Source organism: Rhodococcus sp. NPDC054953 (genome assembly GCF_053609225.1).
Genome location: NZ_JBSGXD010000028.1, coordinates 16961 through 32399 on the forward strand (window position 1 = coordinate 16961; position 15439 = coordinate 32399).

Annotated in this window: 25 protein-coding genes; 13 read left to right on the plus strand and 12 right to left on the minus strand. The window is 69.8% G+C overall.

Annotation, left to right across the window (positions count from 1 at the left end; genetic code table 11):
* Positions 1 to 60: 60 nt before the first annotated feature.
* A complete protein-coding gene (locus tag ACWF62_RS17470) occupies positions 61 to 321 on the plus strand; it encodes a holin (protein ID WP_452630763.1) in 261 nt (86 codons plus the stop codon).
* On the plus strand, positions 318 to 566 hold the full coding sequence (locus ACWF62_RS17475) for a hypothetical protein (protein WP_452630765.1): 249 nt from the start codon (positions 318 to 320) through the stop codon (positions 564 to 566). Before ACWF62_RS17470 ends, ACWF62_RS17475 begins: the two co-directional genes overlap by 4 nt.
* 153 nt (positions 567 to 719) lie before the next feature.
* Here ACWF62_RS17475 and ACWF62_RS17480 read toward each other — a convergent pair whose 3' ends face one another.
* Both ACWF62_RS17480 and ACWF62_RS17485 read right to left on the minus strand, forming a co-directional pair.
* On the minus strand, positions 720 to 1319 hold the full coding sequence (locus tag ACWF62_RS17480) for a hypothetical protein (RefSeq protein ID WP_452630766.1): 600 nt from the start codon (positions 1317 to 1319) through the stop codon (positions 720 to 722).
* Between the two features lie 78 nt (positions 1320 to 1397).
* Entirely contained in the window at positions 1398 to 1850 is a 453-nt protein-coding gene (locus ACWF62_RS17485) for a hypothetical protein (protein ID WP_452630768.1), read from the minus strand.
* 199 nt (positions 1851 to 2049) lie between these two features.
* Here ACWF62_RS17485 and ACWF62_RS17490 point away from each other — a divergent pair, with 199 nt between their 5' ends.
* Together ACWF62_RS17490 and ACWF62_RS17495 are read left to right on the plus strand one after the other, a co-directional pair.
* The gene (locus tag ACWF62_RS17490) at positions 2050 to 3138 is read left to right on the plus strand and encodes a tyrosine-type recombinase/integrase (RefSeq protein ID WP_452630770.1); all 1089 of its coding nucleotides are present in this window, start codon (positions 2050 to 2052) and stop codon (positions 3136 to 3138) included.
* Positions 3139 to 3212: 74 nt separating this feature from the next.
* Positions 3213 to 3860 carry an HNH endonuclease family protein gene (locus ACWF62_RS17495; protein WP_452630840.1) on the plus strand — a complete coding sequence of 216 codons (648 nt, stop codon included), beginning with the start codon at positions 3213 to 3215 and terminating at the stop codon, positions 3858 to 3860.
* Positions 3861 to 3911: 51 nt separating this feature from the next.
* Here ACWF62_RS17495 and ACWF62_RS17500 read toward each other — a convergent pair whose 3' ends face one another.
* The 3 genes from ACWF62_RS17500 to ACWF62_RS17510 are packed head-to-tail and all read right to left on the minus strand — an operon-like array spanning position 3912 to position 6381.
* Positions 3912 to 4847: a hypothetical protein gene (locus ACWF62_RS17500; RefSeq protein ID WP_452630772.1), complete on the minus strand. Its 936-nt coding sequence runs from the start codon at positions 4845 to 4847 to the stop codon at positions 3912 to 3914.
* Complete coding sequence (locus ACWF62_RS17505; protein WP_452630774.1) at positions 4844 to 5818, minus strand: helix-turn-helix domain-containing protein; 975 nt, start codon at positions 5816 to 5818, stop codon at positions 4844 to 4846. The genes ACWF62_RS17500 and ACWF62_RS17505 overlap by 4 nt, the downstream gene beginning before the upstream one ends.
* Positions 5819 to 5862: 44 nt before the next feature.
* Complete coding sequence (locus ACWF62_RS17510; RefSeq protein WP_452630777.1) at positions 5863 to 6381, minus strand: hypothetical protein; 519 nt, start codon at positions 6379 to 6381, stop codon at positions 5863 to 5865.
* Positions 6382 to 6514: 133 nt separating this feature from the next.
* Between ACWF62_RS17510 and ACWF62_RS17515 the strand changes: the two genes are divergently transcribed.
* Positions 6515 to 6700, plus strand: a complete 186-nt coding sequence (locus ACWF62_RS17515; RefSeq protein ID WP_452630778.1) for a hypothetical protein — start codon at positions 6515 to 6517, stop codon at positions 6698 to 6700.
* Position 6701: 1 nt separating this feature from the next.
* Here ACWF62_RS17515 and ACWF62_RS17520 read toward each other — a convergent pair whose 3' ends face one another.
* The 3 genes from ACWF62_RS17520 to ACWF62_RS17530 all read right to left on the minus strand — a co-directional run bounded on the left by ACWF62_RS17520 (position 6702) and on the right by ACWF62_RS17530 (position 7906).
* Positions 6702 to 6908 (minus strand): hypothetical protein, encoded by a 207-nt coding sequence (locus ACWF62_RS17520; RefSeq protein WP_452630779.1) that lies wholly within the window; start codon positions 6906 to 6908, stop codon positions 6702 to 6704.
* 86 nt (positions 6909 to 6994) lie between these two features.
* Entirely contained in the window at positions 6995 to 7456 is a 462-nt protein-coding gene (locus ACWF62_RS17525) for a hypothetical protein (protein ID WP_452630780.1), read from the minus strand.
* Between the two features lie 207 nt (positions 7457 to 7663).
* Positions 7664 to 7906: a GntR family transcriptional regulator gene (locus ACWF62_RS17530; RefSeq protein WP_452630781.1), complete on the minus strand. Its 243-nt coding sequence runs from the start codon at positions 7904 to 7906 to the stop codon at positions 7664 to 7666.
* Between the two features lie 151 nt (positions 7907 to 8057).
* Here ACWF62_RS17530 and ACWF62_RS17535 point away from each other — a divergent pair, with 151 nt between their 5' ends.
* A complete protein-coding gene (locus tag ACWF62_RS17535; protein WP_452630782.1) occupies positions 8058 to 8243 on the plus strand; it encodes a hypothetical protein in 186 nt (61 codons plus the stop codon).
* A 3-nt stretch (positions 8244 to 8246) separates the two neighbouring features.
* On the opposite strand, the gene ACWF62_RS17540 is transcribed toward ACWF62_RS17535, so the two are convergent.
* Entirely contained in the window at positions 8247 to 8513 is a 267-nt protein-coding gene (locus tag ACWF62_RS17540) for a helix-turn-helix domain-containing protein (protein ID WP_452630783.1), read from the minus strand.
* 350 nt (positions 8514 to 8863) lie between these two features.
* Here ACWF62_RS17540 and ACWF62_RS17545 point away from each other — a divergent pair, with 350 nt between their 5' ends.
* On the plus strand, positions 8864 to 9004 hold the full coding sequence (locus tag ACWF62_RS17545) for a hypothetical protein (protein ID WP_452630784.1): 141 nt from the start codon (positions 8864 to 8866) through the stop codon (positions 9002 to 9004).
* 43 nt (positions 9005 to 9047) lie between these two features.
* Here ACWF62_RS17545 and ACWF62_RS17550 read toward each other — a convergent pair whose 3' ends face one another.
* The 3 genes from ACWF62_RS17550 to ACWF62_RS17560 form a co-directional block, all read right to left on the minus strand.
* Complete coding sequence (locus ACWF62_RS17550) at positions 9048 to 10325, minus strand: hypothetical protein (RefSeq protein ID WP_452630785.1); 1278 nt, start codon at positions 10323 to 10325, stop codon at positions 9048 to 9050.
* A 71-nt stretch (positions 10326 to 10396) separates the two neighbouring features.
* Entirely contained in the window at positions 10397 to 10573 is a 177-nt protein-coding gene (locus ACWF62_RS17555; RefSeq protein WP_452630786.1) for a hypothetical protein, read from the minus strand.
* 131 nt (positions 10574 to 10704) lie between these two features.
* Positions 10705 to 11181, minus strand: coding sequence for a helix-turn-helix domain-containing protein (locus ACWF62_RS17560; protein WP_452630841.1), 477 nt, complete (start codon positions 11179 to 11181; stop codon positions 10705 to 10707).
* A 218-nt stretch (positions 11182 to 11399) separates the two neighbouring features.
* On the opposite strand from ACWF62_RS17560, the gene ACWF62_RS17565 reads away from it, so the two are divergent.
* From ACWF62_RS17565 to ACWF62_RS17590, 6 genes are all read left to right on the plus strand, one after another.
* Complete coding sequence (locus ACWF62_RS17565) at positions 11400 to 11879, plus strand: helix-turn-helix domain-containing protein (protein WP_452630788.1); 480 nt, start codon at positions 11400 to 11402, stop codon at positions 11877 to 11879.
* Positions 11880 to 11953: 74 nt separating this feature from the next.
* Positions 11954 to 12208 carry a hypothetical protein gene (locus ACWF62_RS17570; RefSeq protein ID WP_452630789.1) on the plus strand — a complete coding sequence of 85 codons (255 nt, stop codon included), beginning with the start codon at positions 11954 to 11956 and terminating at the stop codon, positions 12206 to 12208.
* A complete protein-coding gene (locus ACWF62_RS17575) occupies positions 12205 to 12822 on the plus strand; it encodes a hypothetical protein (RefSeq protein WP_452630790.1) in 618 nt (205 codons plus the stop codon). Before ACWF62_RS17570 ends, ACWF62_RS17575 begins: the two co-directional genes overlap by 4 nt.
* Positions 12819 to 13547 (plus strand): hypothetical protein, encoded by a 729-nt coding sequence (locus ACWF62_RS17580; RefSeq protein WP_452630791.1) that lies wholly within the window; start codon positions 12819 to 12821, stop codon positions 13545 to 13547. Before ACWF62_RS17575 ends, ACWF62_RS17580 begins: the two co-directional genes overlap by 4 nt.
* Positions 13544 to 14473, plus strand: a complete 930-nt coding sequence (locus tag ACWF62_RS17585) for a YqaJ viral recombinase family nuclease (RefSeq protein WP_452630792.1) — start codon at positions 13544 to 13546, stop codon at positions 14471 to 14473. The genes ACWF62_RS17580 and ACWF62_RS17585 overlap by 4 nt, the downstream gene beginning before the upstream one ends.
* Positions 14470 to 15285 (plus strand): recombinase RecT, encoded by an 816-nt coding sequence (locus ACWF62_RS17590; RefSeq protein WP_452630793.1) that lies wholly within the window; start codon positions 14470 to 14472, stop codon positions 15283 to 15285. The genes ACWF62_RS17585 and ACWF62_RS17590 overlap by 4 nt, the downstream gene beginning before the upstream one ends.
* Positions 15286 to 15439 lie beyond the last annotated feature (154 nt).

Genomic DNA, 15439 nt, shown 5'->3' on the forward strand with positions numbered 1-15439 from the left:
TGGACCTGTGTAACGCAGGCCCAGCCCTCTGACCTGCAACATCACGAGATCGGACCACCCATGACCTCAACAGCTTTCTGGCGCGCGACGATCGAGCGCGCCGTGCGCACCTTCGCGCAGACCCTCGTCGCCGTCCTCGGCCTCGATGCGACCGGCCTCACCAACGTGGACTGGGGCCCCGGCCTCGCGCTCGCTGGCAGCGCCGCGCTCCTCGCCGTGCTGACGGCGATAGCCACCTCCGGCGTCGGCCCGGCTGGGCCGGGGCTGACGGAGACGCCCAGCAGACGTGACGCCGACCTGCCGACCTGGAGAGGCGAGTGACGCTGCCCGAGAGCGGGGCCGTCGCGTTGGAGTTGGAGAGGCTGCGCGGGGTGATGGCCACCGGCATCGCCGAGATCAAGGGCGAGTTGAAGGCCGCGTTGCAGCGAACCGACACCGCCGAGGAGGACATCCGGCAGTTGGAGACGCGCGTGTCCGCCCTGGAGCGGCGGGTGTGGACCGCGTCCGGTGCTGCTGCGGCTGTCGGGGGCGCCGCCGGATGGCTCGCCCAGGCGATGGGAGGCTGACATGACCACCCCCACCGACGAGCCCGGCGACACCGGGACCGAGCGCCCCGCCGACCCCCCGCCTCCACCGACCGGCCCCTGGAGATGACACAGCCCCCGCCCCCGCTGCTGCGGGTGGCGGGGGCCTTCGGCGTTAGGTGAGTCAGTGAGCCCTTACTCGGCTACTGGATTCTGCTGGCCATGAGTGCGAGCTGCGATGGCCAGGGTCGAGAACTTGCCATCGAGACTGATGATGAGCGACCTGCAGGCCCCTTCTGCAACGGCTGGCGTCCCGAGTTGCTCGTCCTCCTGCCAATAGACGGTTCCGGCACGTCGAAACGCGGCTTCGAGCTTCCCGAGGTCCTCTTCAATGGATTGGGCGATCTCGGCTGCTTCCGGGGACTCCAGCGACGTGACCTGCAGGGCCCTGCGTGCCGACCTAGGATCGGGTCTGGCGTCCACACGGCCCTGAACATCTGTCCGCCAATGCTCTTCCTCTTCGAGTGGCTCACCCGTTGCCTCCCTGGCGGCAAGCTCAGCCAGGGCTTCCGCGGCCCCCACGACCGACTCAACGGCATCCAGATAGTCGCGAAGCGTGGTTAATGCCCTGGAATAGGAGGTTCGCTGCTCTTCATGACGCGCAGTCTTGTATGCCGCAGCGTTGTTGATTCGAGCCACCTTCTGGGCAGAGCTCCCCGATATGACAGCAGCAGCAACAGCGGCTACTGCAGCCACCAGGCTGGCTACGAGGACGACGACATCGCTCATGTTCATGAGATCACTCTGTCAGTCCTGGACGTGTCGAGGTCGGGGTTTCAACATCCCAGCATCTACCCGACCTGCGTCGAACGGTCAGCTGCCCGGAGGCGCCTCCGGCGCGGACAGGATCTGAGCGTCCAGGCTGTCCGCGAGCCGGTCGAGGTCGGTGGCCACCCCGGCGTAGAGCGGGGCCGTGCGGTAGGTGTCTGCCAGATCGCGCAGCATCCGGGCCACGTCGCCGGCGTCCGCGTATGCGACCGCGCCCATCCCGTCCTCGGTCATCGCCCGGTACGTCCGCACCGTCATGGGTGCAGCAGGGCGGGGGGCAGGCGGCTGCGCCAGGCGCTGCCGCACCTGGTCTCGCACGGAGGCCAGCCGCTCATCGACACTTCGCGCTGGCGTGCTGGTGTACTCGCGGAGGCTGGCGACGACCACGTCGGTGATCCGGCGGTCTTCCGCCTTCGCCTTGGCCTTCGCAGCCAGCCACAGGTCGTCGGGGATGCGGATATTGCGCTTCGGTGTCTCACCGGTCGCGGGCCTGCCCATGAGATGCTCCCAGTTTCTGTAGGGACAGTGTCCCTACAGAAACTAACAGGAGGCATGGGACCGCGCAACATTCCATCCGACTGGAAGCTGACCCTCCATAACCTGACTTCCGGAAGGGGTCGCCTCGGAGGCATCACCCCGGATAAGCTCCTCTTATCCGATGCGACAAAAGGGTGATGACGCCCAATCAGGAGGATGCATGACAGGACACCTCGAACCGACCAACCAAACCGTGGTGAACCCCCGCGCTGAGCTGCACCAGCGGTGGGCCGATCGCCACGGTCTCGACGTCGCCGACCGTCTCGCCGCCGCCGAAGACTTCGCCGACGCTCTCGCCGGCCACCTGGTACCCGAGAACACCAGAGACACCTACGACAAGAGCTGGCGCGTCTGGCAGCGCTTCTGCTCCGCCCAGCGCCTGCCCGAGAGCGAAGGGACCCGGGGGGCTCTCGTCGCGTTCGCGGCGTGGATGCTCCGGGAGGGTCGCCAGGCACCTGGGCCGGGAGGCGTCCTCGGCTACGCGCCCAGTTCAGCTGGTACCCACCTCGCCGCCGTCGTTGTCCGCCTCCGCGAATGCGGCTACCCCGTCAGTCGCGACGACGCCGGAGCTGCGCGCGAGGTGCTCGACGGGATCGCCGTGCAGTTGCTCAAGGACGGCGAGCGGCGCGGGCGCGGGCAGGCTCCGGCGGCCGACATCGACGGCCTCCGCCGGATCGCTGCTGCCTGCCCCAACACCCTCGCGGGCCTCCGTGACAAGGCGCTCGTTCTCGACAGCTTCCACTTCGCCGCCCGCGCAAGCGAGCCAGCCGGCCTCCTGCTCGGGGACGTCGCCCTGCACCCCCGCGGCATGCGCGTCTCGGTGCTCACCGGAAAGACCGCGCGGAGCGTTCGTGAGGCGGCCATCCCCTACGCCAACGACTCCGTGATCTGCCCTGTGCGCGCCTGGATCGCCTGGCGCGAGTTGCTGGTCGCCGAGGGCGGTGCACAGTACGAAGACCCGAGCGACCCCGCGTTCCACTCCATCGACCGTTGGGGGCATATCGGCGGCGCCATGTCCCCGGACGCCGTCACCGCGGTCGTTACGCGCGTCGCCGAGCGCTCCGGCATCCCGATTCGCTGGACCGGCCACTCCCTTCGCTCCGGGCTGGCCACCGCTGGCCGGGAAGCGGGGAAGGACGCTCTCGTCATCGCCGCCCAAGGCGGCTGGGCGCCGAACTCCCGGGCCATGATGGGCTACATGCGTCGGGCGGACGAGTGGGACGACAACGCCTCCGCCGGACTGGCCTGACCCCGCCCGAGTGAACCCCGTCCCCCTGCCGCATCCCGGCAGGGGGACGCGCGGTTGGTCGGGGCGTGAAGAACATGTTCCGCGCCGCGTTCGCCGGCGCCGCCACCATCGCCCTGCTCGTCGCCCCTGCCCCCGCCCACGCCGCGCAGGAGGTGACCATGCCGCTGAGCGAGGCGATCACCTCGCTGGCCGTCGAGCCCGAGTCCCGCGACGGGTACAACCGGGACCTCTTCAAACACTGGATCGACGAGGACAAGGACGGCTGCAGCACGCGCGCCGAGGTGCTACTGGATGAGGCGGTCGCCGCACCGACCATCACCGGCAAGTGCACCCTCTCCGGGGGAGAGTGGTACTCGTACTACGACGAGCGCACCATCTCCGGCCCGAGCGGCCTGGACATCGACCACGTCGTCCCGCTCGCCGAAGCCTGGGACTCCGGGGCGTCCAAATGGGACGCCGCGAAGCGCGAGCGGTACGCCAACGACCTCGGGGACCCCAGGTCGCTCATTGCCGTCTCCGGCAGCAGCAACCGGTCCAAGGGAGACAAGGACCCGCAGGACTGGATGCCCCCGGCCGAGTCCGCGCACTGCCGGTACGTGGAGGAGTGGACGGTCGTCAAGGTCCGCTGGCAGCTGGCGGTGGACGAAGTCGAGCTGGCCGCGCTCCAGGACGTGGCGAGCGGGTGCGAGGACGTGGAGGTCACCGTGCAGCTCGCTGACTGACCACCGACGCGACAGTGCCCCCGCCAACCCGGCGGGGGCACTGTGCTGTTGTCAGCGCCGCCAGACGTTGACGCGTTCGGTCGCCAACAACGGGGCCCCATCGGGCCCCTTCATGTGGGCGGGGATCCACTGGCGGCGGCGAAGTTCCCTGCTCGGCCCATGCGCCTGATTCCGCCAGTGCCCTGAGACGACCCAGCGGTGGCGGTACTGCCTTCCGGCTGGCTCACCGCCGGGCTCCGCGTCCTGCGGGGCGTACTGCCGCCGCAGGTCCACCAGCGTGACGTCCGGCGCCGACAGCCCGGCCCGCGCCGCGGCCTTGCGGGCCGGGCCGCGCCCCCGGTCTACCGCGCGGTCGACGAGCTGCGGCTGCTCCATCAGCAGCCACGCGGCAGCAAGCGCCCGGAGTGGCGTGGCCAGTGCGCCGCCGGCCGGAAGGGGTGCCGGCTCGGCTTCGATGGGCAGGCCCTCCGCGCGGAGCGGAATCAGCGGCGGGATGCGCTCCTCGTCCAGACTGACCGACGGCCCGGACTCCAGCGCCTCGCCCACCGTCAGGCGATCCGGGCGGTCGCCGGCGGCGTGGCTGGAGCCCCCGCCACGGCGCGCCATCTCGTCGGCGAACCGGCGGCGGGCGACGAGACCCCAGATGAGGAGGTGTCCGTCGTGCGGGCCCCAGGTGAGTCCGTCGACCGGCACGCGGACCCCCTGAGAATCCACGTGTCCCAGGCCGCCCTCGAAGACGATCAGCCCTGACGCCGACGGCCGGTCGGCCGTGGCCCAGGAGGCGGCATCGAGGGCGCCGCCGGCGTGGACGGCGAGTGCGGTCATGTCAGCGGATGCGTAGTACAGGGCGGCGAGCCGAAGATGGTCAGCAAGGGCGTCCAGGCCGGGCTGCATCGCATCGCCCGTCCGGGCCCGGATCGGCATCGTGGAATCGCCGAGGTGGCGCACCATCTGGGTGCGCCACCTCGGCAGGTCGCGAGGATTCACTCGTCATCCCCGGCGAACACCACGCGGGCGCCAGCGAGCTGGGCAGCGGCGCGGGCGGTGATGGCGCGGTGCCAGCCGGGGCCGTAGTGCGTGACGATCCAGGGCAGCTTCAGGCCCTCCGGCCCCTTCGTCCGGTAGGTGACCAGCTCGACGTCCTCTTCGTCGCTGTGCTTCGCGACGATGTCGGCGACCGCGGCGTCGGCGGCCTGGCGCAGTTCGGCGAGGCGGATCGTGACCCAGCCGGTCACGTCGTCGCGTCCGGACTCCCAGGACCGGACGGTCCTGGGGTTGACGTCCAGCAGCTTGGCGAGCTGGTCGCCCGTCAGCCCGAGCTGCTCGCGGGTCAGGGTCACCTCGGCGGGCGTCGCGGGGTCCTCGTCGGCGGCGTCCTCCCGCAGCTGCTTCAGGTGCGGCAGCAGCTCGGGGCAGACGGCAACACCGGACTCGCCAACCTCCGCCAGATCCCGCAGGATCTGTGCGGCGATCTCCTCCAGGCGCTCGTCGGATGTGGCCGCGGTGATGCCGTACTCCTCCCGCTCGTGGCCGTTGATGGCGCCGTCGAGGTTCCACTCGGCGACGGTCTCGGAGCCGTCCCAGTCCTCGTCCTCGATGTCGAGGCGGTCGCTGATCTCGTCCTCGGCCTGGGCGGCGTCGTCGTCGAGGCGGCCGACCTTGTGGCTGCCGTCCCACTCGATCGTGGCGCCGTCAAGAACGCGCTGAGCCAGGGGCTTCAGCTCCTCCATGAGGTCATTCGCGGCTGCGGCAGTGAGGACGGGGATGCGGTACCGGCGGACGCGACCGTGGTAGACCTCGGCGGGGCGCCCGCCCCCGACCTCCGAGTCGTAGCTGGCAAGCATCACGCCGTCCTCCAGGTCCAGCTCGATGTAGGCTGGCTGAGCCTTGTGCTCCTGGCTGTAGTGCCGGTGCAGTTCGGTGTCGGTGTCGCAGGGGCGGATGGTGACCTCGGTCATGACGGTGCCTTTCGTGGTTCGCTGAAGTGTGCGCGTGGTGTGGGTCAGGCGGCGCGGGCGGCGGCCTTGATGGCGCCGGTGACGTCGCTGAGGAAGTCGATGTGCTCGCGGTCGCCGTCCTTGAACCTGATCTCGTAGCAGTCGGCGTTGGTGTGCCGCGCCCAGAACTTGCCGTCGGCGACGTCGTACCAGAGCTTGTCGATGCAGGTGACGATGCCGTAGGCGCGGCTGTTGGCGACCGCGCGGTCATCGACGGTGCAGCCGGATACGTTGCCGGTGCCGTACCGGCTGACGTCGATGCGGGTGGACCAGCTCATCGGCTCGTTGAAGTAGATGCGGTCGTGGCCCGCCTTCTGCCAGCGGCGCCCGCCGATGCGGATGAGCGACTCGACGGTGATCGGGGCCGGGGCCGGCGCGTCGAGAGCGAGGCGGGCGTCGAGACTGGCCTCGTCGATGACCCACTTCCCGCTGATCTTGGTCCCGCCGATGACGTTGCGGCGGAGCCAGAGGCGAATGGTGGCCACGGTCCGGCGAGCCTTGGCGGCAGCGGCAGTGGTGTTCATCGGGTTCTCCTTCGCTGAGTCTCTTACAGCGTTGTCTGGGGCTGTCCCCTGACAAGGAAAACCGTAGCACCCTAATTTAGGGTGCGTCAACTCCTTGTGGTCACATCCTGACCTGCCGTGCGATCCTGCCGCCATGGACGCCGTCGTCGCGGCCGTGGCCGCGCTCCGGAGTACGGACCTCCCCGGGAAGCCGTGGACCGTGCAGCAGATCGCCCGCGTGCTCCCCCTGCTGGCCGACGGGCCCGGACCCCTCGCGGTGGAGGCGGAGACGCTCCGCTGGCTCGCAGCAGTCGACGCCGGCGCCCCGCTCCCGGACTGACCTACCCCCACACCTCCGGCCCGCCGCCGCGCCACTCCACCAGGGCGGGGTCGGCGAGGTCCGCAGTCTCCCAGTCGGGCAGCCCGGCCCGCCGCAGGAACTCCCGCAACTCCGCCTCCGAACGCGCCCGCCCGATCGCCTCGCCGTCCGCCCGCACACGCCGGCCACCACCGTCCGGCGGGTACACGACGATCGAGGCACGGGGCATACCGCCAGCCTGCGGCAGGGGTGGGGGCGGCGCTACTCGGGCGCCACCCTGGGGTGAGCCCAGGGTGGCAGCACGGCCCCTCCCGCTCACCTCAGCTTGTTCAGGTCCTCCTGGCTCATGCCGAACCGCATGTTCGGCTGGTCGTACTCGAAGGGGTATCCGACGATGAGCGCGGAGGCGATGAGCACGCCGTTGGGCAGGTAGGTGCCAGTTGCCCGCTCGATCACGTGCTTCACGTCGTAGCTGCCGAAGATGGAGTCCGAGGCTGGCGTGATGTTGTCGCGCAGCCATCGGGCCGTCTCGACGACCAGATCCTCATTGCGCCGCAGGTGCTCGCGCTGGACGGCGAGTTCGGCACGCCGCTGCACAGCGGTCAGGCGAGAGGGGTCGAACACGCCGATGCCGAAGTAGCTGAGCTTCTCGTGTTCCTTCATCACTTCGGCCAGGGTCGGCCACTCGAGCTGGCGGCGGCGAGCGATCAAGTACGTCGTACCGGTGGCCGCCTGGTAAGCGCGAATCCACGACTTCTGACGATGGTTCTGGGTCATCGGGTGCTCCTCGCAGGGCTGCCCACGTCCCCCGCACGGATGACTGATGACCTGGCGGGAAGTGCTGGGCGCGATTCGGAGAACCTTGTCTTCGCCGCCACGGCGGACGTGGGCCACCATGACTCGGAGCGGGCAGGCGCTATCTGCCAGGGAGCAGCATACCCATCTGCGCGGCCTTCGGATGGCGACGGCGTTCTTACGGGCCCTCTACTCGGGCGGCTGCACCACGTAGATGCCCATGCCGCTGACCGTCTCGACCAGCCCCTCGTTCTTCAACACCTGCGTCGCCTTCCGCAGCGTGTCCCGGGCGACGCCCCACTGCTGCTCCAGCTCGACCATGCTCGGGATGCGGCGGCCGGGCGGGATCTCTCCGCTCTCGATGCGGCGGCGGAGGTCGTCGGCGATCTGCCGGTAGGGCGGGACGGGTCCGTCGCGGTCGATGGTGCTCACGGTCCCGACGCTAGGTACCCAGCCCTGTGGGCGCATAGCTACCGGTATGGGTAGCAGAGGGTGGTAGGGGGTAGTACGGTCCCTTCACAGAAGAGCCCCCACGCCGGGTGGAGCCGGCCAGGGGCGCGGACGTCAGCTCTGGAGAGACGCCATGAACGAGCCTACCGCCGAACCCGCCGATACGGCCGAACAGGTGAGCGGAGAACGGCCGCCACCGATCACGCCCCAGTACAAGCTGCTCCCGGTTGTCGCGTACATCCGCTACCCCTGCTGCAGCACCGTCGGCCCCCGCCGCGACGAGCACGTGTGCCCGCCGCCGGACGAGGGCGAGGAGTAGGGGTCAGTCCCGGGCCGGCGGGTCCAGCCGCTCCGGCAGCAGTTCGCGCGGGGAGACGCCGAGGGCGTCGGCGATGTCGAGCAGGCTGTCGACCCGCGGCGACATGACCCCGCCCTCGACGCGGGAGACCGTCTTCCGATCCAGGTTCGCGCGCTCGGCCAGCTCCTCCTGGGAGAGGTTCGCGTGCAGCCGCGCCTCCCGTATCAGCTGCCCGACGGCGAGCCTGCGCTGGAGCGTGTGGGCGGGGAGGCGGCGGGCGGGGCGGGGCACACGGCCACATCACCCTCAAAGGATCTTGAAGTCCGTACCTTAAACGGTACAGTTTTGGATCATCTCCCCTCGGGCGTCTGTCTGCGGGTACCCCTACGGTGGAGAGCAGACGTGTCGGGCCGCGAGGGTCGGCCCCCTCATCCGGTCCCGGCACACCGCGGCCCCCCTCTCACGAGGGGGGCCGCTTCTTCGTTCACGCCCTCCGACCTGCGGACTCGACTTGGATCGGTGGGAGATTTTTGGGAGGAAGGGGTGGGGGAGAGCACTGCTCGGAGACTGTCCGCAAAGTGCACTGGGATTGCTAACCCATCAAGCAGCGAGACGATAGAAATAGTCCTTGACCTGCGGTGATGGCATGGAACGCGCTGGTTGCCCACCTGGACCCGGCGTTCGCCGAGAAGCTGCTGAACTTCATCATCGCGGAGGTCATCCGGCACCACGAGACCATCGCGAACGAGTCCGTGAGCAGGGAAGAGACCGGAGACCGATAACCGCGGGACTCCATCGTGCGCCTCTTGGGAGGAATTTGGGAGATCAGCAAGCGGTCTCCCAGATTTCCTTCCACCCGAGGTTCCTCATCGCCCGCTCGAAGACCTCCTGAAGCCCATCCAGTCGGTACTGCCGCATCTTCGGCGTAGGGCGGCGATAGTGCGCCTTGATTCCAGGGTACCGGTGGCCCATCTGCTCATACCCCAGAACAGGCGCGACACCGATCTCCTCCTGCAAGGAGTCATGCAGGCGCCGCAGCCCGCGCGCGCTCAGCCCAGGAGCGATGGGCTCCCACTCCTCTTTCAGGGCAGTTCCCCGGGCCTTCGGCCGAGCCGGCCTTCCATCTGCCGCCGGCCGCAACGTCGAGCACCAGTGGCTGCGCCACCACAGCGCGCCCTTGGGCGTCGTGCACACGTACTCGTGCGGCCACCACTCCAGGTGGCCAGCCCAGAGGTCTGCCAGGAACGGCGGTACGTCGACGTCCCGAACGCCTGCAGCCGTCTTGGGCGGCTCGAAGGCCCGGAAGCAGACGCGCTTCCCCGTCTCCGGGTCCCGCTTGTAGTACTCGGCCAGAGCCCCCACGTCGGCATGCACTCGGATGGTTGGGCACTCGAACCATCCGCCGTCGTACTGCTGTCGGCGGCGGCGCAGGATGTTGTCCCGGTGAAGGCCGACCAACTCCTCGTAGCGCAGGCCCGTCCAGGTGTCCGTCACGATCTGGAGGCCAACCACGGGTCCGAGACGACGCGCCAACTGCAACACCTGCTCGGGGGTCACCACGGAGCCGCGGCCGTCATCGTCCGCACCCTGCTCGGGCCGGGGCGCGGCTGCCGCGGTGAGCCCAGTCAGCCTGCGTCCGTACAGCAGGTTCACCTGTAGATGCCGCGCATCTACGGCGCCTGTCAAGATGCGGCTCATGAGCCCGACGCAGTCCTTGATGGTGGACTCGGCGCAGGTCATGGAGCGAGCCCAGGACTCGACCTGAAACCAGTTAATTTCTTGCAGCGGGGTGAACTCCCACCTCGGCAGGATGTGTGCTTCCAGTCGCTCCCAGCGGTTCATTGTGGTGCGGCCACGAGGGTTCTGGGACGCCATCCATTCCCGGGCCCAGTCTCCGAAGTGTCGCCGGGACAACTCGGGGTCGATCCACCGGCCGGCGCGAATCGCGGCTTCTTGCGCCCGCCCCCATTCCAGGGCTGCGTTCTTCAACGGGAAGCCCGACTCACTCCCTTCCGAGCCGTCCGGCTTCTTGTACTTGACACGCCAGGACACCTTTCCCTTCTTGCCCTTGGCGGTACTGACCCGCTTCTCTGCGTAGGCCATGGCTCTCCTCAGGTAGGCCCGGAACGCACAGCGCCCCGCACGCGGCGGGGCGGTGGGGGAAGTGCGCTTCCTCAGCTCGCGCAGGCGAGCAGTTCCTGCATGGTCACAGATCCATCATGCAACGCGGCTTCGAGCAGCTGCGCCTGGTCCTCCGTGAACTCCTCGGCATCCACGTAGACCACGTCCTCGTCGAGGCGATGGTCCACCCACATGGCCACGCCGTGCGTCATCCGCTGCACTCGCAGCACTCGCGACCTGGACAGAGATGTCCGCATAGGTCCCCCTACAACGCCAGATCGTCGGCCCCCTCATCTGGTCGTCACATCCCACCACACCGTCACCACAAATGACAGGGGGTAGGCGGAACCTGTCGATCCGGTTACGAATCCGATGGCCCGTCAGGTTCTTCATCGTCGAGGCCGTGGAGCGCGCGCTCCCGCTCGCGCCACTCCTTCAGTGCCGCCAACAGGTCCTCGGCAGACATGCCCGGCTGCCCTCGGACCACGATCGTGGCCTGCACCTCTCCACCAGAAGTCGGAACGGTGAGCACCTGCGAGTCCAGCAGTGGCCCTTCCTGGAGGGCCTGGACCACGCGAAGGGACAGGTCGGAGGAGGCCGCGACATCGGAGCCGGCGCTTTCGCTGTCCAGGATCTCGTCGATGCGGTCGGGAGGCCAGCCCACCTTCTCGGCGTAGGTCAGCACCGTGGTGGAGACGCTCCGCAGCGCGCCCTTCTCGATGTTCGCGATGGCGCCGCGCGTCTTGCCGGTGGCCTCCGCGATGTCCTGCTGCTCGATGCCCAGCTTGATGCGGGCAGCCTTCAGCTCTGCGCCCAGCCGTGCCCAGTCCCTCTCCATGGCGCTCACTATCTCACCCGCACGTGCACTCCGTCAGTGTGCATCTCAGCCTTTGAGCAGCGCATGAGCAGCGCATGGGGTGCATCAAGGGGTGCATTCTCACGCGCATCTGATCTTCGAGGCGTGCGCCCATAGCGCGGGGGCGCATCCGACGCACTGCGCGCACACTGTCCTCAGATGGCTTGTGCACTGCGCATCACTGTGCTTATGCTCAGTGCGTGACACCGAACGGCATCGCCATACGGGCGATCCGCCGGCTGCGCCAGTTGCGGCTGTGCGATCTCGCCCACCTCGCGGACCTCCACCCCAGCTACCTCTCGCGAGTCGAGCGGGGGCTGGCCGGGGCGAGCAAGGGCACCATCCGCCGCCTCGCCACCGCGCTGGCGGTGTCTCCAGCCGACATCACCCGAGGAGCAGACATGGCCGAGGAGGCCAACCCCCAGACCGAGATCCCCGCGCCCGGCACCGAAGCCGGCGCTTACTACCACTACACCCCCGAGCAGGCCGCGGCCTGGCTGCCGTGGGCGCCGCGAGTGCTGCGGATGAAGGCCCGCGCCTACGAGATCCCGCACAACCGCGGCGGCGGGCGCATCAGCTTCACCGGCCTCGACATCCGCGAGATCAGCCAGCTCACCGCGGTCCGGCCGCTTGGCGAGAAGAAGCGGGGCCGCACGAAGCGCACCCCCGCTGCCGCCTGACCCACCACGCAATCGGGGCCGCCCCGCGCACCGGGACGACCCCCGCAGCCCACCCACCTAGAGAGGCGGACTACATGTCCCCATCATCCACCACCCACCGCCCGAGCAGCGAGGTTGTCGCCGCTGTGGCCGCCGCCGTACCCGTCGAGGTCCGTGAGGCGTTCGACGCCGCCGTGGCCGCCCGGCGCCAGTTCCACGCAGCGACGACCTTCGCCGACCGCCGCGCCGCGTTCACCGCGCTGACTGCCGCCAACAACGTCCTGAGTGACCACCGCCGCAACCTCCCGCAGCAGGCCGCTCGCGTCGCGCAGACCGGCGGTGCGGCATGAGCGACATGACCCGCGACGAGCAGATCGCCGCCCGCTTCCGCGCCGACACCGCCCGCCACCAGCTGACGATCCTCCACGACGACGGCCTGTACCGGCACCTGCGGGTCGCTGCTCCCGGCACGTCCATGTACTGGTTCGAGCTGGTCACCTGGCCGGGCTCCCTGGCCATCCGTGGCGACATCGACGGCGGACACGTCTTCTCCCGCCTGGACGACATGTTCGCGTTCTTCCGGGCCGACGCCAGTTGGGGCATCAACCCGGACTACTGGGCGGAGAAGCTGCCTGGCGGCCGTGACTCCGTCCGTGAGTACTCCGAGGACACCGTTCGGCAGATCGTCCGCGAATGGTTCGTGAGTGCCGTCCGCTACAGCGACGCACCGCGCGGCCTCGGCAAGGCGGTCCGCTCCGAGATCCTCGACCAGGACCTGTACGACGAGGACGAGGCCCGCGACCTGTTGGAGTCGTTCGAGTTCAAGGGTCGCCGGTTCGGCGAGACCTGGGAACTCAGCTTCCGGGACTACACCCCGCACTTCTTGTGGGCCTGCCACGCGATCCACCACAGCATCAAGCTCTACGACGCGGCCAAGGCTGCCCGCGCGGGGGTGGCGGCATGAGCCTGACCCCCGAGCGCCTGGAGCAGATCCGGGCCATGCGGTTCGTGACCAGCCTCAACACCGCCGCCGAGCACTTCGCCACCGACGAGGAGCGCTCCCTCTACCGCCTGGCCGCCGAGCACTACAACGCCCGTCTCGACCTCCTCGCTGAGGTCGACCGGCAGGCGAAGCGGATCGACCAACTCGCCGCCGACCGGCACCACTGGATGACCCAGTACCACGAGGAGTCCCGCACCTACTGGGACGCCGAACTCCCGCCCGGCGGCGAGTGCTGCGCCGTCTGCTACCAGCCGGTGGAGTCCGAGCCCTGCCCGGACCACCACCCGGCGACCGTCGCCGACCGGCTGACGGCCGAGATCGACCACCTCCGCGCCGAGCTGGCCGCCCGCCCGACCCGCGCCAAGGTGCTGGAGGAGGTGGCGGACACCCTCGTCGCCGCCTGCCCCGACCACGGCGAGCGGTCCGAGTGCCGCATGACGTGCGCCTGCGACGTGGCCGCCGAACTGCGGATGGACGCCGCCGGGCACCCGGTGCACGAGGCGCCGGTCCTCCCCTGGCTGCCCCTGCTCGACGACGAGGACCGCGACAGCCTGGCCGTCGCCCTCGAGGAAGAGGTGTGCGGCGGCACGGACAGCGTGATGGGCGGCCTGGAACACCTCCTCGCCCGCTACCGCCGCGTCGCCCGCCCCGCCTCCGCCCCGGATGTCGCCGGCGGTGCGCGGTGACCGCCGTGGCGCCGGGCGGCGTCTGGCTCGGCCACCTCCGCCCCGGCACCCCGGAGTGGGATGCGGCGCGGGCCGGGCTGACCGTGACTGCCACCGAGATCGCCGCCGTCATGGGCCTCTCCCCGTGGCAGTCCCGGTTCAGCTTGTGGCACAAGAAGGCCGGCCTGCCGACGCCCCCGTTCACGCCGTCGCCGGAGATGGAGTGGGGCAACCGCCTGGAGGACGCCGTCGCCCAGAAGTGGGCCGACGAGCACCCCGGGTGGTGGCCCGCCCCCGCCGGCACCTGGCAGCACCACGACCGGACCTGGCAGCGCGCCACCCCCGACCGGCTGCTGTTCACCACTGCACCGGACCCCGACTGGGACGGCGCCGTCGACATCGACACCGCGCCCGCCGCGCTCCTGGAGGTGAAGACCTCGCCGTTCGGCGACGGCTGGGAGGACGGCGTCCCCGTCCACTACCAGTGCCAGATCCAGTGGCAGCTCGACACCCTCGGGCTGACGGTCTGCCACGTGGCGCTGCTGGTCGGCGGCTACGACTACCGCGAGTACGTCGTGGAGTACGACGAGGCCGACGCGAAGCTTCTGGTCGCCGAGGCCGAGACGTTCCTGGCCACGGTGGAGTCCGGGGAGCGTCCGCCGATCGACGCCTCCGACGCCACCTACCAGACCATTCGGCGCCAGCCCGAGGGCCGCGACGACGTCGAGGTGCAGATCCCCGCCGCCCTGGCCGACCGCTACGAAGCCGCCGCCGTGGCGAAGAAGACCGCGGTCGCTGAGCACCAGCAGGCCGCCGCCGAGGTCCTCGACCTCATCGGGACCGGCCGGTGGGCGGCCGTCGCCGGCCGCCGCATCGCCCAGCGCACCGTCCGCGACGGCCGCACCCACTCCCTCACCCCCAGCAAGCAGAAGGCGAGCACCACGTGAGCATCTCCGCCGCCGTCGCCAAGCGCGACAACAGCCCCGGCGCCATGGTCGCCTCCTACCGGGCCGACTTCGCGACCGTCCTCCCCGAGCACATCAAGGCCGACACCTGGGTCCGCCTCGCGCAGGGCACCCTGCGCCGCGACCGAAATCTCGCCGCCCTCGCCGAGCGCAACCCCGGCTCCCTCATGGCCGCGCTGTTGGACTGCGCGCGCCTCGGCCACGAGCCCGGCACCGAGTCCTACTACCTCGTGGCCTTCGGCAACGAGATCCAGGGCATCGAGGGCTACCGCGGCGTCGTCGAGCGCATGTACCGGGCCGGCGCGGTCGCCTCCGTGAAGGCGGAGATCGTCCGCGAGCGGGACGAGTTCCGCTACGACCCGGCCGAGATGGAACGGCCCGTGCACCGCGTCGACTGGTTCGGCGACCGCGGCAAGATCCTCGGTGCCTACGCCTACGCGGAGTTCAAGGACGGCTCGACGTCCCGCGTCGTCGTGATCGACCGGGCCTACATCGAGCAGGTCAAGAAGCAGTCCCGGGGCAGCGACAAGGCGTCGTCCCCGTGGGTGAAGTGGGAAGAGGGGATGGTCCTCAAGACCGTCGCGAAGCGGTTGGAGCCGTGGGTGCCGACCTCGAACGAGTGGCGCCGCGAGCAGCTGCGGGCCCACGCCGAGGTCGCCGCCGAACAGCGGCCCGCCGTGACCGCCGTGCCCGTTCCCGTCCCGGCGGAGGAGCCCTCCGTGGACATCAGCACCGGCGAGGTCATCGACGGCGAGCTGGAGCCGGAGGGCGGCTGGGACGCCCCCGCCGCCTGACGCTCCACCGCACACCGGTCCCGGGGGGGGGGGGGGGGGGAGGGGGGGGGGGGGGGGGGAAAACACCACAAAAACCCCCCCCAAAAAAAAACACCGACGAAAAAAACCCTTCCCCCGCCCCCTCCGACCACCCCAAAAGCCACAAAACCGAAAC